This is a genomic window from Mycobacterium sp. RTGN4 (genome assembly GCF_033804635.1).
GTDB lineage: Bacteria > Actinomycetota > Actinomycetes > Mycobacteriales > Mycobacteriaceae > Mycobacterium.
Window position 1 is genome coordinate 13,198 of the sequence record NZ_JAPZLB010000013.1, and the last position, 13,910, is coordinate 27,107.

A 13,910-nucleotide genomic window follows, 5' to 3' on the forward strand; every position below is an offset into this window, starting at 1 on the left:
GCATGACGACCGTCACGCTCAACATCGACGGCATGACGTGCGCGTCGTGCGCGGCCCGAATCGAGAAGCGGCTCAACCGGATCGACGGCGTGCACGCCACCGTGAACTTCGCCACCGAACAAGCTTCGGTCGATGCCCCCGCAGACGTCAGCACCGACGAGTTGATGGCTGCCGTCGAAGCCACCGGCTACGGCGCGACGGTGAAGACCGATGAGCTACCCGTCGACCACTCCGAGCCCCCGTATCTGCGCCGGCTGGCGGTATCCGCCGCGCTCAGCCTCCCGGTGTTGGCGTTGTCCATGGCACCGGCGTGGCAGTTCAGCGGCTGGCAGTGGCTCGTCTTCGCGCTGACCACGCCTGTCGTGGCGTGGGGCGCGTGGCCGTTCCACCGGGCCACGCTGGCCAACCTGCGGCACGGCGCGGCCACGATGGACACGTTGATCTCGGTCGGCGTGGTGGCGGCCTACGCGTGGTCGGTGTGGGAACTACTCACCGGATCGCCACAACACCTCTACTTCGAAGTGGCCGCAGTCGTCACGTCGTTCGTGCTGGCGGGGCGCTACCTCGAGGCCCGCGCCAAGTCCCAGTCGGGCGCGGCGCTACGCGCGCTACTCGACATGGGTGCCAAGGATGTCGCGGTTGTGCGTGACGACGCCGAAACACGCATCCCCATAGCCGAACTCGCGGTCGGCGACGTGTTCGTCGTACGACCCGGCGAGAAGATCGCCACCGACGGTGTCGTCACGACCGGAACGTCGGCGGTCGACGCCGCGATGCTGACCGGCGAGTCCGTTCCGGTGGAGGTCGGGCCCGGCGATGACGTCGTCGGGGCGACCGTCAACGTGGGCGGGCTACTGCACGTGCGGGCGGCGCACGTGGGGGCGGATACGCAGCTTGCGCAAATGGCGCGACTCGTCGAAGCGGCCCAGAGCGGTAAGGCGCAGGTGCAGCGGCTGGCCGACCGGGTGTCGGCGATCTTCGTGCCCATCGTGATCGCGCTGTCCCTGCTGACGCTGATCGGCTGGCTGCTCTCGGGCGGTTCGGCGGATGCGGCATTCACGGCCGCGGTTGCGGTGCTGATTATCGCCTGCCCGTGTGCGCTCGGGTTGGCGACGCCGACGGCGCTGCTCGTCGGAACCGGGCGCGGAGCGCAGTTGGGCATCCTGATCAAGGGGCCACAGGTGCTGGAGTCCACCCGTCGCGTCGACACCGTCGTGCTGGACAAGACCGGCACCGTCACGACCGGGCAGATGACCGTAGTCGCCGTCCACCCCGTCGACGATCCCGAATTGCTCACGTGGGCAGGCGCATTGGAGCGCGGCTCCGAGCACCCGATCGCGCGCGCGGTGGCTGCCCGTGCCCTGGAGTCCGGACCGTTGCCCGCCGTGACGGAGTTCGTCAATCACGGCGGCAAGGGCGTCACCGGTGACGTGGATGGGCACTCGCTCGCGGCGGGCAGGTTGTCGTGGCTCAGCGGCGAGCGCGGCCTCCGGATCCCCGACGACCTGCGCGGCGCCGCCGAGGACGCCGAAGCCGCCGGGCACACCCCGGTGTGGCTGGCGGTCGACGACCGGTTGCGCGCCGTGATCGTCGTCGCGGATACGGTGAAGGCGACTGCCCCAGAGGCGATCTCGAGCCTGCGCGCGCTCGGGCTCACTCCGATCCTGCTTACCGGCGACAACGGTCGTGCGGCTGCTTCGGTGGCCGCGCAGGTCGGCATCGAGCACGTGATCTCCGAGGTGCTGCCCGCCGACAAACTCGACCACGTCAAGAGGTTGCAAGCCGACGGCAAGGTGGTCGCGATGGTCGGCGACGGCGTCAATGACGCTGCGGCACTGGCCCAGGCCGACCTCGGGCTCGCGATGGGCACCGGCACCGACGTGGCCATCGAAGCGTCCGACCTGACGCTGGTGACCGGCGACCTTCGGGCCGTACCCGATGCGATCCGACTCTCCCGCGCCACCTTGCGCACCATCAAGGGCAACTTATTCTGGGCGTTCGCCTACAACGTCGCGGCGCTTCCGCTTGCCGCACTCGGTCTGCTCAATCCCATGATCGCCGCTGCCGCAATGGCTTTCAGTTCGGTGTTCGTGGTGACCAACAGTCTGCGGTTGCGTCGCTTCACGCCGTCGCGCTAGCGAGCTACCAGACGCGTACGTAGTCGACCAGCATGTCGGCCGGGTACGTGCCCGGTCCGGGATCGCCGCCGCCGGAACCAGCGACCGCAAGATCCATGACCGGAAACAGTTGGTAGCCATCCGAGTTGAACTGCCAGTCGGGCAGCGAGTTCGCCGGAACGTTGAAGTACGGAGACGCGCCGTCGACGTAGTCCTTCCAGAAGCGCATCCCGGCGTCGTCCCACTGGACTCGCCACGTGTGCCAGGCGCTGTCGACGGTGATCCCTTGGCTGACGTGCTCGCCGCCGTTCAACTTGGCGTGGACCGCCGTGCCGGCCGCCCACTTGCCATTGCCGTACCACTCCATGATGTCGACTTCGCCACCGTTGACCGGGCTGTTGTTGGCCAGATACCAGGCAGGCCACGCACCGGGGGTGAGGCAGTTGCACTTGATCCTGGCTTCCCAGTTGTGCCCGATGCCGCCGCGGAACTTGCCGAAGACCTTGCCGCTGTAATAGGTGTTGCCGTCCTTGGCAGCGTGAAAGACGAGGTTGGACTTGCCGTCGACGTACACGTTTCGGCGATCGTCGCGGTATTGGCCGACGTTCTCGGGCAGCTCCCAGAAGGTCGGGTCCTCCATCGATTCACGTTCCGTCGCGATCTCCCACTTCGACGGATCGGGGGCCGAACCTGCCGGTCCGTCGAACTCGTCGGCGAAGATGTACTTCCCGTCGGCCGGCGGTGCAGCCGGTGGCGGGCCGCTCCACGGCGTGGCACGGGCTTCTGGGACGGAGACCGCTGCGCCCAGCAATCCGAGCCCCGTCATCAACATGAGACTGCGACGATCCAGTTCAGACATTGCTCCATACAAGCCGCAACGTCACGCGGGGTGCAAGTCGACGCTCGGCCGCTCGAGCGGGTCAACCTGCAGGATCGGCCCGCCGAGCGCGGTAGAGCTTGACGTCGTCCTTGATGCCCTTGAGGCTGCGCGCACCGGCGAATGACCAGGTGAAACGGGAGTCGTCGCCAATCGCCTCCCGCGTCGGCTCCGCCACCAGAATCGCCCCGGGCCGCGCCGCCGAGGTCACGCGGCTGGCGAGGTTCACCGGACTGCCGAACCAGTCACCGGCGCGGCTCACGGCCAGCCCAGACGCCAGCCCGGTGCGCAACCTCGGGAAGCCCTCGATGGCCTCCGCAGCACCCGCCAGGTTCAGCACCGCGTCGAGCATGGCGGCGGGGTCGGTGCTGACCAACATCACCTCGTCGCCGATGCTCTTGACGTAACGGACCGGGGGTGCGGCCACTTGATGGGCCAGGTCGGTCAGCTGGTGCGCCAGCTTCTCCAAGTCCTCCGGCGGCACCACCTCGCCGAGTTTGGTGAACCCGACGAGGTCGGCGAACGCGATCGTGACCTCGCGTGCGCCCGGAAGCGTCAGCCCCTCGGCCCGCTCGGTTGCGTTGACGGCCTCGGTTTCCATCTGGTGCAGCAATTGCACCCGGAGCAGGTCGGTGATCATCGGGCCCAGCAGCGGCGCGGCGGAGCCCAACAAGACCTCGGAGCGCTTGGCGATGTCCAGTTCGGACGAGCCGGCCTCCATCGTGGCGGCCAGCGCCGTGTAGCGCATCACCTCCGTGGCCCGGGTCAGCCCCTCGGCAAGCACCTGCACCACCAGCACGATCTGGTCCGGCGTGAACCCGAGCTCCAGGAACTTCTGCGCGTAGCTGGCCGCTGCACCGTCGGTGCGCAGGTACACCTCCGCGTCGGGATCGCCGACCCAGGGCAGACCGCTGGCCCGCTGAACCCGCTCGAGCAAGTCCAAGTCGAGCCCGGACTGCACGCTGATCTGCCGCGCCGACAGGTAGGTGCGGTCCTCGCTGAAGAAGCGCCGCGACGCCAGCAGCATCGGCTGGACCGCGTCCCGAATCTCGGCCACGGCAACGCCGCGCTCGAGCAGCCAGGGGATCAACTCGGCTCGTTCGGCTCGGGCCCTGCCCTCGAGCCCATCGAGCAGTCCGGACGCTTCGACATCGAAGTCCTCAGCCACCGAGTCAACGTATCCGAATCATCTGAGATCATTTCCATCGATGACCGAACCGATGCGCGAAGGCCTTCCACCCGTCGTCGGCGACGGCGCGCGAGTGCTGATCCTGGGCTCGTTCCCCAGCGAGCGCTCGCTGGTGACAAGCGAGTACTACGCCAATCGGCGCAACCAGTTCTGGCCGCTGCTCGGAGCTATGTTCGGGTTCGATGTCGACCTGCCGTACGCGCAGCGGATAGCCGCCGCAGTGGAACACGGAGTGGCGCTCTGGGACGTCGTGCGCAGCTGCCGTCGAGTTGGCAGCATGGACGCCAAAATCGACCGGAAGACGCTCGTGGTCAACGACTTCGAAGGGCTGTTGGCCACGAACCCGGCCATCGCGCGGGTGTTCGTGAACGGATTGACGGCCTTCGATTTGTTCGAGCGTCACGTCGCGACGACGCTGCCCGCCGTTCGGCTGCCGTCAAGCAGCGGGGCGATGACGATGTCGTTCGCGGACAAGCTGGCCCAGTGGAGCGCGGTGTCGTCGCACGCCTAGCTGACCGGCGGCCTACGCTGCGCCCACGGCCGGGCCGACTCGAGTTGCGCCCCGAGCGCCAGCAGGGTCGCCTCGTCGAACGGCCTGCCCGCCAACTGAATCGACGTCGGGATGCCATTGCCGTCGCGCCCCCACGGCACCACCGCGGCGGGTTGCCCCGTCACGTTGAACATGGCCTGAAAGGGCACCCGGGCGGCGACCAACGCCAGCGTCGAGATGGCGCCGCGACGTTGGTACGCGCCGACCCGGGAAGGTCCCGCTGCCGCGCCAGGAGTGAGCAGCACATCCACGTCATCGAAGATCGATTGCACGCGCGCCGCCACGTCGCTCTCGGCGGTCATGATGGCGGCCATCGTCCGCGCGGGGATCAACCCGCCCACCCGCGCGAAGGAGCGCGTACGACGGTCGAGCCGCTCGGGATGCGGCAGCGCCTTCGCGTCCTCGTACACGCCGCGGAAATAGCGCGGCAAGGCGTGGGTGTACACCGCCGACGGCGGGTAGTCCGGATCGCGTTCCACCACGTCGTGCCCGAGTTCGCGCAATAGGGCACCCGCCTCTCCTACGGCCGCCAGCTGAGCCTTGCCAACCCGCGTCAGCGGCAGCGGAGCCTTGGTGCTCAACGCAATTCGCAGCCGGCCGGGTGTGCGCTTCGCAGCCGCGACGAATCCGCCGTCGGGGGCGGGCATCGTCGACGTCACGTCGAGGAACAGTGCCGCGTCCTCCACCGTCCTGGCGATCGGACCGTATGCGCACAGTCCGCACCACGTGCCGTCGTGCGGCGTCAGGGGTACCCGGTCGCGCTGCGGCTTGATCCCGAACAGGCCGCCCCACGTGGCAGGGATGCGGATCGATCCCATGCCGTCGGACCCCAGCGCCAGCGCCGCCAGGCCCGCCGCCATCGCGGCTCCACTACCGCCGCTGCTTCCGCCGGGCGCGTAGTCGGTGTTCCACGGATTGCGGGTCGCACCGAAGGTCAGGGTCTCGGTGAACGGCCAGATCATGAGCTCGGGCACCGCGGTCTTGCCGACGATGACGGCGCCGGCCTCCCTCAGCAGGCGCACGACCTCGGAGTCAGCGGTGCGAGCCGGACCGTGCGCGCTGCTGCCATAGGTCGTGACCTCGCCCGCAACGTCGGTGTCGTCCTTGATGGCGATTGGAACACCGAGCAGCGGCAGCCGCTCCCCCGCATTGATGCGGTCCTGCGCGGCCGCCGCTTCCCTCCGTGCGGAGTCGGCGAGCACGACGCGGTACGAACGCAATTCGGGGTCGAGCCGCGTAATCCGGTCGAGATAGACGTCGAGCAGGGCGGGCGCTGTGACGGTGCCCGCAGCGAGCAGGCGAGCCTGTTCGGCCGCGCCTGCGAACGCGAGCTCGCGTGGGTCCATCGCCCAGACAATAGCGAGCTACCCGTGCCGCGTGGCGTACTCCCCCGGCGTGCAACCAAGCATCGAGCGGAAGCCGTTGATGAAGTGCGCCTGGTCGTACCAGCCCAGCCGCACGGCGAGCGCGGCGCTGTCGGCCTCCGGATCGCGCTCGAGCGCCAGCGCCGCATGCTGCAATCGGTAGCGACACAGCACCCACTTCACCGACACGCCGACGTAACGGCGGAACACGCGCTGGGTGGTTCGCGTGCCCCACGGCGAGAGCTCCATGACCTGCTCGACGCGATGCAGTCGGTCGTCGTCGCGGATGCGGTTCACCAACGCCGTGAGCGCCAGGTAGGTGGAATCGGGTGGCGCGGCGCACTCCGAGATCGCGGCGTCCAGTGCGGCGCCTGCGGCCGCTGGCTCGTCGGCGAGAGTCATGGTGCGGGAGAACAACTCGTCGTCCACCGGCACGGTGCGCCCCGTGTAGGAGCCGGCGTCCCGACCGAACCGGGCCGCGAATCCACCGGGCCGGAAGCGGGCCCCGACGACCGCGCCGCATTCGGACAGCGTCGTGGTGAACACCTGCTCCACAACGCCCTGGATCAGCGTGGAGGGCAGTGGATACCCGTGCCGTGGCGAGTCGGTGCCCCATTCGTGGGTGAGGTGCATGACGGGAAACGTGATGACCGTGCTCTCGAACGGCGGCTCGCCGCGCAAGTCCCACCTGACCGACCAGAAGTGCTCGACCCACGGCGCGGCGGCGTCCGACGGCGCCCACCGGGTCAGGTCGAACACCGACGCAGTGTTCGATCGCCCGACGACGCCAAGCTGCGGTCCGTCGGCGTTCACCCGCTCGACACTACGTCGTGACGGGTTGAACCAACCGCTCGCTGGTCGCCCACAGATCGAGGGCCTTGGCGGTGTCGTAGGAGTCGGCCGAGGACCGGATCTCCTTTGCGCCTTCGTAGTAACGGCCGGTGACGCCCTCGAACGCCGGGTCGACGGCCAGTGCGGCGAGCCTGCTGCCGGACGTGCGAGTGCTGTTGACGTTGGGCAGCAGGCGTAGCACGGGAGCGATGAAGCGCCAGACGAACCTCTGCGATGGCGAGTAGTCGCGGGCCAGCCCCGAACCCGGCATCAGACCGGGGTCGAACGCGGTCACGGTGACGCCCTTGGCACCCTCGCCGAGGCGTCGGTCCAACTCGTAGGCGAAGAGCACGTTGCACAGCTTGGACGTCGTGTAGCGGCGTCGTCCCTCGGCCGGAGCATCGGCGGCCGGATGGGCGAGTTCCTCGGCCGAGGTGTAGTGCGGATCGGGCATCCCCGTGAACTTGGCCGGGTCGTGCGTTCCGCTGGCGACCACGACGATTCGCGCGGGTGCGACGAGTCGGTCGAGCAATCCCGTGACGAGCGCGAAATGACCGAGATGGTTTACACCAAAGGTCATTTCGACGCCGTCGACGGTGAACTTGGGCTCCACCGTCTGCAGGCCGGCGTTGCATACGATGGCGTGCAACGGCGGCAGCGCGGCGGCGGCGAACGCCTCGGTGAACTCGCGCACCGACTCCAGTGACGCGAGGTCGCACCGGATGACGCTGCAGCGGTCGGGCGCTCCGAGTTCTGCGATCGCCGCCGCACCCAGCTCGGGATTGCGGACGGCGAGCACGACGTGCCAGGAATCGTCATTTCCCCCGTCGCTTCGCTCGCCCCACCTGCGCGCCAACAGGTTTCGCGCGCATTCCAGGCCGAGACCGGCGTTGGCGCCGGTGATGATGACGGTGCGGGTGTTCATTCTTCTTCCTCCAGCAGGATCGGTAGCAGGGTGGTGACGGCCTGCAACAGCCGTCGGTACATCCGTTCGACGTCGGTGTCGTCTGGCTCTACGTGGTCGGCGATGAACACTCCGTCGGAGATGGCCATCGCGAGTGCAGTGAGTTCGTCGAGAACACGGGCGGCCTTGTCCTGCGGCACATCCGGCGGCATCAGGGTGGCGATGGCGACGCGAAAGCCCGCGGCCGCGGTGTCGCGGACCCGACGCACGGCGGCACCGACGGCCGGATCGTCAGTGCGCTCCAGCGCCAACAGGTAGACCAGCCGCAGGAACACGGGATGCTCGGAGAGCAGTTTCGCAGTCGCGGCGAGCTGCACCTCGATATCCGGGGCCGCGGACGTCTCGCCATGGCGAGGGATCGCGGCGAAGAAACGCTGCGCACCGCGTTCCATGACCGCCGCGAGCACGCCCTCCTTCGACCCGAAGTGCCAGTAGATGGAGCTGGCGGGCAGCCCGCAGGCCTTGCGGATGTCGCTGATCGCCGTCGCCGCGTACCCGCGCGTGGCCATCAGCCGTTCAGCGGCGTCCAGGATGAGCTCGCGTGAGCTCTCGCCCTGTTGCTGCCGTTTGGTGGGTGCGGTCGACACGTTTCGCCCTGTCTGTAAGGATCGTTACAGACAAACTACCGGCGCTGACGCGTTTTTCCAAGCCCCCGCGTCGTCGGCCCCACGAAACTGGCTGACATGTACGTGAAACCCATTCCGGACGGCTACACCAGCCTGACCCCGTTCCTGGTCGTCGACGGCGCCGCCGAGGCCATCGAGTTCTACGTCTCGGTGTTCGGGGCAACCTTGCTCGAGAAGATGGACGGCTCCGATGGCTCCGTTGCCCATGCCGAGCTCGACTTCGGGGCCGGTCGCCTGCAGCTGTCCGATCCGAATCCCCAGTACGGACTGGAGGCACCTGCGCGCAAGGAGTCCGTCACGCACTCGATGGTGCTGTACTGCCCGGACGTCGACGACGTGGTGTCCAGGGCCGCGGCGGCCGGGGCCACTGTCCGCGAGGCCACGCAGACGTTCGTCACCGGTGACCGCTTCGCGTCGATCGTCGATCCGTTCGGCCAGCGCTGGGCCGTCATGACCCGGGTTGAAGACGTCGACGCTGCCGAGCGTGACCGGCGCCTGGCCGAGTGGGCGAAGCAGAACGTCTGACGCGGGGACTACCGTGGCGACATGTCTTGCGTGTTCTGCGCGATCGTCGCCGGTGATGCGCCCGCGATCCGCGTCTACGAGGACGACGACTACCTCGCCATCCTCGACATCCGACCCATCGTGCGGGGCCACACGCTCGTCATCCCCAAGAAGCACACCGTCGACCTGACCGACACCCCGCCGTCAACCATCGCGGACCTCGCGCGCATCGGCCAACGCATCGGACAGGCCGCACGCACGTCCGAGTTGAAGGCCGACGGCAACAACATCGTCATCAACGACGGCAAGGCCGCCTTTCAGAGCGTGTTTCACATCCACCTGCACGTCGCACCACGACAGGCCGGTGACAAGCTGTCGTTCGCCAAGGGCCTGATCGTGCGGCGGGACCCAGACCGGGAAGCGACGGGGCGCATCCTGCGCGACGCGCTTGCCAACCTCGACGCGGTGAAGGAGTAACCATGAGCAACGAGTTCATGCCCCTGTGGGAGCGCTTAGTCGGACTCCCACTATTGAAGCTGCACGACCAGATCTATCGGAAGACGAACGGCCGGATCGGGCACAAGATCCCGTTCACCGCGCCGATTCTGATCCTGCACACGGTCGGCGCGAAGACCGGGAGCCAGCGAGCGAACTCGTTGAGCTACGCCAAGGATGGCGACTCCTACCTGGTGGTCGCATCCAAGGGCGGCGACCCCAAGGCGCCCGGCTGGTACTTCAATGCGAAGGCCAACCCCGCCGTTGAAATCAACGTCGGACCGAAGCGCTTTCCGGTGTCTGCCACCGTCGTCACGCCCGACGACCCCGACTACCAGAGACGGTGGAAGTTGGTCAACGACAACAACAACCACGTGTACGAGGGGTATCAGACGCGCACCACGCGACCCATACCGATCGTCGCGCTGACGCCCTAGAACAGCTCCTTGGCGAGCAGCTCCAACGTGCGCTCCCGCCCCGGTGCGGTACGCGCGTCGACACCGCGACGGGCCGAGGCGACGGGGCTGATCATCACCTCGTCGACATCGAAGTGCTCGGCCAGTGCGCGCACCTGATCGGCCGCCTCCGCAGGCGCCCCGACGATGGCCCGGGACAGGCCCGACTCGACGATGGCCTGCTGTTGGCGGGTCAACTCACGCTCTTGGGCGTCCTCGACCAGGTCGAGCGGACGCAGCCGCTCACCGGTGCGCAACCAGGCCATCATGTGCAGGTTGGGCAGCAGCAGCGCCTCGGCCTCCTCACGCGTAGGCGCGACCGAGGCGTTAACGGTCATGAAGGTGGTGGGCTCGGCGGCCAGGTCGCTGGGCCGAAACTCCGACCGGTACGTGGCCAGCGCCTGCTCGGTGCCCTCACCGGAGAAGTGGTGGGCGAACACGTACGGCAGCCCCTTGGCCGCGGCCAAGTGCGCCGAGTACATCGACGACCCGAGCAGCCACAACCGCGGCTCACTCGCCGCCGCAGGGGTCGCCTTCAGAAGGTAGTTCTGGTCCAACATGTTTCGGCCCTGAAGCGCCACCGACACCCCGTCGGCACTCATCAACGCGGCGACGTCGTCGAGGTACTGCGGGAAGTTCTCGATGTCGGCATCGCTACGGCCCGCAGGCCCGCGCAACGCAATGGACGTGACGGGGTCACTGCCCGGTGCGCGCCCGAGGCCGAGATCGATGCGGCCCGGCGCCGCCGCCTCGAGGAGGGCGAACTGTTCGGCGACCGCGAGTGGCGCATGGTTGGGCAGCATGACGCCGCCGGAGCCAAGCCTGATGTGGGAGGTCTGGCCGGCCAGGTAACCGATCAGCACCGGCGGGCTGGTGGCGGCCACCGCGGGCATGTTGTGGTGTTCGGCCAACCAGTACCGGGTGTAGCCCAAGCCGTCGGCGGTCTGCGCCAGCCGCAGGGTCGCGGCCAGCGCGTCCGACGTGGTCTGGTCGCTGCGGACGGGCACGAGGTCTAGTACTGAAAGTCGCACGAGGTATTCAACCGCCGAGACCGCGCGAACGTTCCCCTCCCCCGTGATTTGGGCGCGGTTTTCCGGGGTGAGCCCCGATTAGCGCGCCGAAATCGCGAGGTGGAAGACGTCGTCGAGCATCGCCGGGGTCAACCGGCCGGTGAACGTGTTCTGCTGGCTGGGGTGATAGCAGCCGATGAGGGTCAACTCGCCCAGCTGCGCCGTCGCCAGATGGCCGAACTTCGGCAGCGGCGACGGCACCGTCCCACCACCCGCGCGGATCATGTCCAGTGCGGCCCGCCACGCGAACCCGCCGAGCGCGACGATCGCCTGCACCGAAGGCGCTACCAGTCGCCACTCGGCATCAAGCCACGGCGCACACGTCGCACGCTCCTCGGGCAACGGTTTGTTGTCGGGCGGCGCACAGCGCACGGCTGCCACCACGCGAGTGTCGTTGAGCACCAACCCATCTCCCGAGTCCACGCTGTCCGCGGTGCTCGCGAGGCCGGCCCGGTGCATCGCGGCGAACAGGAAGTCGCCGCTGCGGTCGCCCGTGAAGACGCGCCCGGTTCGGTTGGCTCCGTGGGCTGCTGGCGCGAGCCCGAGGATCAGGATGCTTGGGTCCGCCGCGCCGAAACCGGGTGCCGGTCGCCCCCAGTACGGTTCGCTGGCATACGAGCGCCGCTTCTCGACGGCCACCCGCTCGCGCCAACTCACCAGGCGCGGGCAGGCCCGGCACACGCTGACCGCCGCATCCAACTCGTCGACGTCGCCGATCCGCTTGGCCAGGGCGCGCACCCGCGCAGGCGTCGTCGCGACCGGAGTGTCCGGCCGGGCCGGGTCGCCCGGCCAGCCGACACCGGCAGGCACTGGCGAATCGAACTCCGCACCGGTGCGGACATGCGGCAGGCTCACCCCAACACTGTGCACGCCGCGGAAAATTCGTCGCGACGTGGGCTGGGCCGCTGCTAGATTCAGATCGCCCAGAATCGAGAAGCACGGCTCATGAACCTCAAGAAGCGCGGCCCACTGTTCCTGATCTTCCTTGCGGCGTTGACCGCCGGAGCGGGCAACGGCATCTCGATCGTGGCGTTCCCGTGGCTGGTGTTGCAGCACAACGGGTCTGCGCTCGACGCGTCGATCGTGGCGATGGCGGGGACGCTGCCGCTGTTGGTGGCCACCCTGATCGCAGGTGCGGCCGTCGACTACCTGGGCCGCAGGCGGGTGTCCATGATCTCCGACGGGTTGTCTGCGCTTGCGGTCGCTGCGGTGCCCGTCATCGCGCTGAGTTTCGGCGTCGGCGCCATCAACGTCGCGGTGTTGGCCGGACTGGCCGCGCTCGGCGCATTCTTCGATCCGGCAGGCATGACGGCCCGCGAGACGATGCTTCCGGAGGCTGCGACGCGCGCCGAGTGGACGCTCGATCGCGCCAACAGCGTGTACGAGGCGGTGTTCAACCTCGCCTACATCGTGGGGCCGGGCATCGGCGGCCTCCTGATCGCCACGCTGGGCGGCATCAACACCATGTGGGTGACGGCGGGAGCGTTCATACTGTCCATCTCGGCCGTGGCCGTGCTGCGACTCAAGGGCGCGGGCACCCCGAATCGCGAACAGCTGCCGCAGGTGTGGGCCGGCATCGTCGAGGGCCTCAAGTTCGTGTGGCACACGCCGGTGCTGCGCACCCTGGCCTTCGTCGACCTGGCCGCCACCGGGCTGTACATGCCGATGGAGAGCGTGCTGTTCCCGAAGTACTTCACCGACCGAAACGAACCTGCGCAGCTGGGCTGGGTGCTGGTGGCGTTGAGCGTCGGCGGACTCATCGGGGCGCTCGGCTACGCCGTGTGGTCGAAGTACTCGAATCGGCGCACGATCATGCTCATCGCGGTGCTCGTGCTGGGCGTTGCGATGACGGTCATCGCGTTCCTGCCACCACTGCCGGTGATCCTGGTGCTGTGCGCCATCGTCGGCCTGGTCTACGGACCGATGGCACCGATCTACAACTACGTCATGCAGACCCGCGCGCCTACGCATCTTCGCGGCCGGGTGGTCGGGGTGATGGGCTCGCTCGCCTATGCCGCAGGCCCGCTCGGGTTGGTCGTGGCGGGACCGCTTGCCGATGCGGCGGGGTTGCACGTGACGTTCCTCGCGCTGTCGCTGCCCATGTTGCTGCTCGGCGTGGTGGCGATCTTCTTGCCCGCGCTGCGTCACCTGGACCGCAATCCCGAGTCGGTTAGCCCCGCCGAGTGAGCAGGAGAATCATGGCCGACAACTTGCGCAGCACGTTGCGGGCCCTGCCCGTGCTCAGCGGCGCTGCGCCCGAGTTCGATCCGGCCCAGTGCCCGGACGATCCGACCGCGCTGTTCGCCGAGTGGTTCCACGCCGCAATTCAGGCCGACGTGGCGGAGCCGCACGCGATGACACTCTCCACCGTCGGCGCGGATGGTCACCCCGATGCGCGCATGTTGATTCTCAAGGACGTCGACGACGCTGGCTGGCACTTCGCCGTCAGTACCGCGAGCAAGAAGGGTGCCGATTTGTCGTCGAATCCGGTTGCGGCGCTGACGTTCTACTGGCCGCAGCTGGTGCGTCAGGTCAGGGTCCGCGGCGCCGTCGTCGTCGATCCGCCGGACGTCACCGCATCCGACTTCCTGGCCCGAACGGACGGTGCGCGCGCGCTGGTGTTGACGCGAATGCAGAGCCAGCCACTCTCGGCAACAACGAATCTGGACGACGCGCTCGCGGTGACGCGCGCCGAACTCGATGCCCATCCCGGCCTGGTTCCCGACGAATGGGTGTCCTACGCCGTCCGCCCCGAACGCGTCGAGTTCTGGCAGGGCGACCCCGAGCGGCGGCATCAACGCCTGCTCTATACCGCTCACCCCGAAGGCGGCTGGCACACACAACTGCTGTGGCCGTGACGTCGAATCG

The 13,910-nt window shown here is 68.2% G+C and carries 15 protein-coding genes; 7 read left to right on the forward strand and 8 right to left on the reverse strand.

Annotated features, from left to right (window positions below):
- Nucleotides 1–2 precede the first annotated feature (2 nt).
- On the forward strand, nt 3–2,138 hold the full coding sequence (locus tag SLQ30_RS24295; protein ID WP_319449350.1) for a heavy metal translocating P-type ATPase: 2,136 nt from the start codon (nt 3–5) through the stop codon (nt 2,136–2,138).
- A 4-nt stretch (nt 2,139–2,142) separates the two neighbouring features.
- Here the strand turns inward: SLQ30_RS24295 and SLQ30_RS24300 are convergent, their stop codons facing one another.
- Together SLQ30_RS24300 and SLQ30_RS24305 are read right to left on the reverse strand one after the other, a co-directional pair.
- Nucleotides 2,143–2,976 (reverse strand): glycoside hydrolase family 16 protein, encoded by an 834-nt coding sequence (locus SLQ30_RS24300; RefSeq protein WP_319449351.1) that lies wholly within the window; start codon nt 2,974–2,976, stop codon nt 2,143–2,145.
- A gap of 61 nt (nt 2,977–3,037) precedes the next feature.
- Nucleotides 3,038–4,162, reverse strand: a complete 1,125-nt coding sequence (locus SLQ30_RS24305; protein ID WP_319449352.1) for an adenylate/guanylate cyclase domain-containing protein — start codon at nt 4,160–4,162, stop codon at nt 3,038–3,040.
- Between the two features lie 40 nt (nt 4,163–4,202).
- On the opposite strand from SLQ30_RS24305, the gene SLQ30_RS24310 reads away from it, so the two are divergent.
- Nucleotides 4,203–4,694: a DNA-deoxyinosine glycosylase gene (locus tag SLQ30_RS24310; protein WP_319449353.1), complete on the forward strand. Its 492-nt coding sequence runs from the start codon at nt 4,203–4,205 to the stop codon at nt 4,692–4,694.
- On the opposite strand, the gene SLQ30_RS24315 is transcribed toward SLQ30_RS24310, so the two are convergent.
- Genes SLQ30_RS24315 through SLQ30_RS24330 form a run of 4 tightly spaced genes read right to left on the reverse strand, consistent with a single transcriptional unit; the run spans nt 4,691 to nt 8,479 of the window.
- Nucleotides 4,691–6,079, reverse strand: coding sequence for an amidase (locus tag SLQ30_RS24315; protein ID WP_319449354.1), 1,389 nt, complete (start codon nt 6,077–6,079; stop codon nt 4,691–4,693). The genes SLQ30_RS24310 and SLQ30_RS24315 overlap by 4 nt on opposite strands.
- A gap of 18 nt (nt 6,080–6,097) precedes the next feature.
- Nucleotides 6,098–6,910, reverse strand: a complete 813-nt coding sequence (locus SLQ30_RS24320) for a helix-turn-helix domain-containing protein (RefSeq protein WP_319449355.1) — start codon at nt 6,908–6,910, stop codon at nt 6,098–6,100.
- 10 nt (nt 6,911–6,920) lie between these two features.
- Nucleotides 6,921–7,853 (reverse strand): SDR family NAD(P)-dependent oxidoreductase, encoded by a 933-nt coding sequence (locus SLQ30_RS24325; protein WP_319449356.1) that lies wholly within the window; start codon nt 7,851–7,853, stop codon nt 6,921–6,923.
- Nucleotides 7,850–8,479 (reverse strand): helix-turn-helix domain-containing protein, encoded by a 630-nt coding sequence (locus tag SLQ30_RS24330; protein WP_319449357.1) that lies wholly within the window; start codon nt 8,477–8,479, stop codon nt 7,850–7,852. Before SLQ30_RS24330 ends, SLQ30_RS24325 begins: the two co-directional genes overlap by 4 nt.
- A 96-nt stretch (nt 8,480–8,575) precedes the next feature.
- On the opposite strand from SLQ30_RS24330, the gene SLQ30_RS24335 reads away from it, so the two are divergent.
- The 3 genes from SLQ30_RS24335 to SLQ30_RS24345 are packed head-to-tail and all read left to right on the forward strand — an operon-like array spanning nt 8,576 to nt 9,954.
- Complete coding sequence (locus SLQ30_RS24335; RefSeq protein ID WP_319449358.1) at nt 8,576–9,043, forward strand: VOC family protein; 468 nt, start codon at nt 8,576–8,578, stop codon at nt 9,041–9,043.
- 21 nt (nt 9,044–9,064) lie between these two features.
- Nucleotides 9,065–9,499 (forward strand): HIT family protein, encoded by a 435-nt coding sequence (locus tag SLQ30_RS24340; protein ID WP_319449359.1) that lies wholly within the window; start codon nt 9,065–9,067, stop codon nt 9,497–9,499.
- A gap of 2 nt (nt 9,500–9,501) precedes the next feature.
- Nucleotides 9,502–9,954 carry a nitroreductase family deazaflavin-dependent oxidoreductase gene (locus SLQ30_RS24345; RefSeq protein WP_413468172.1) on the forward strand — a complete coding sequence of 151 codons (453 nt, stop codon included), beginning with the start codon at nt 9,502–9,504 and terminating at the stop codon, nt 9,952–9,954.
- Here the strand turns inward: SLQ30_RS24345 and SLQ30_RS24350 are convergent.
- Entirely contained in the window at nt 9,951–11,003 is a 1,053-nt protein-coding gene (locus SLQ30_RS24350; protein WP_319449360.1) for an LLM class flavin-dependent oxidoreductase, read from the reverse strand. The genes SLQ30_RS24345 and SLQ30_RS24350 overlap by 4 nt on opposite strands.
- 78 nt (nt 11,004–11,081) lie before the next feature.
- Entirely contained in the window at nt 11,082–11,897 is an 816-nt protein-coding gene (locus SLQ30_RS24355; RefSeq protein WP_319449361.1) for a uracil-DNA glycosylase, read from the reverse strand.
- Nucleotides 11,898–11,987: 90 nt separating this feature from the next.
- Here SLQ30_RS24355 and SLQ30_RS24360 point away from each other — a divergent pair, with 90 nt between their 5' ends.
- Complete coding sequence (locus tag SLQ30_RS24360) at nt 11,988–13,229, forward strand: MFS transporter (protein WP_319449362.1); 1,242 nt, start codon at nt 11,988–11,990, stop codon at nt 13,227–13,229.
- An 11-nt stretch (nt 13,230–13,240) separates the two neighbouring features.
- Nucleotides 13,241–13,900 (forward strand): pyridoxal 5'-phosphate synthase, encoded by a 660-nt coding sequence (locus tag SLQ30_RS24365; RefSeq protein WP_319449363.1) that lies wholly within the window; start codon nt 13,241–13,243, stop codon nt 13,898–13,900.
- The last annotated feature ends 10 nt before the right edge of the window (nt 13,901–13,910 follow it).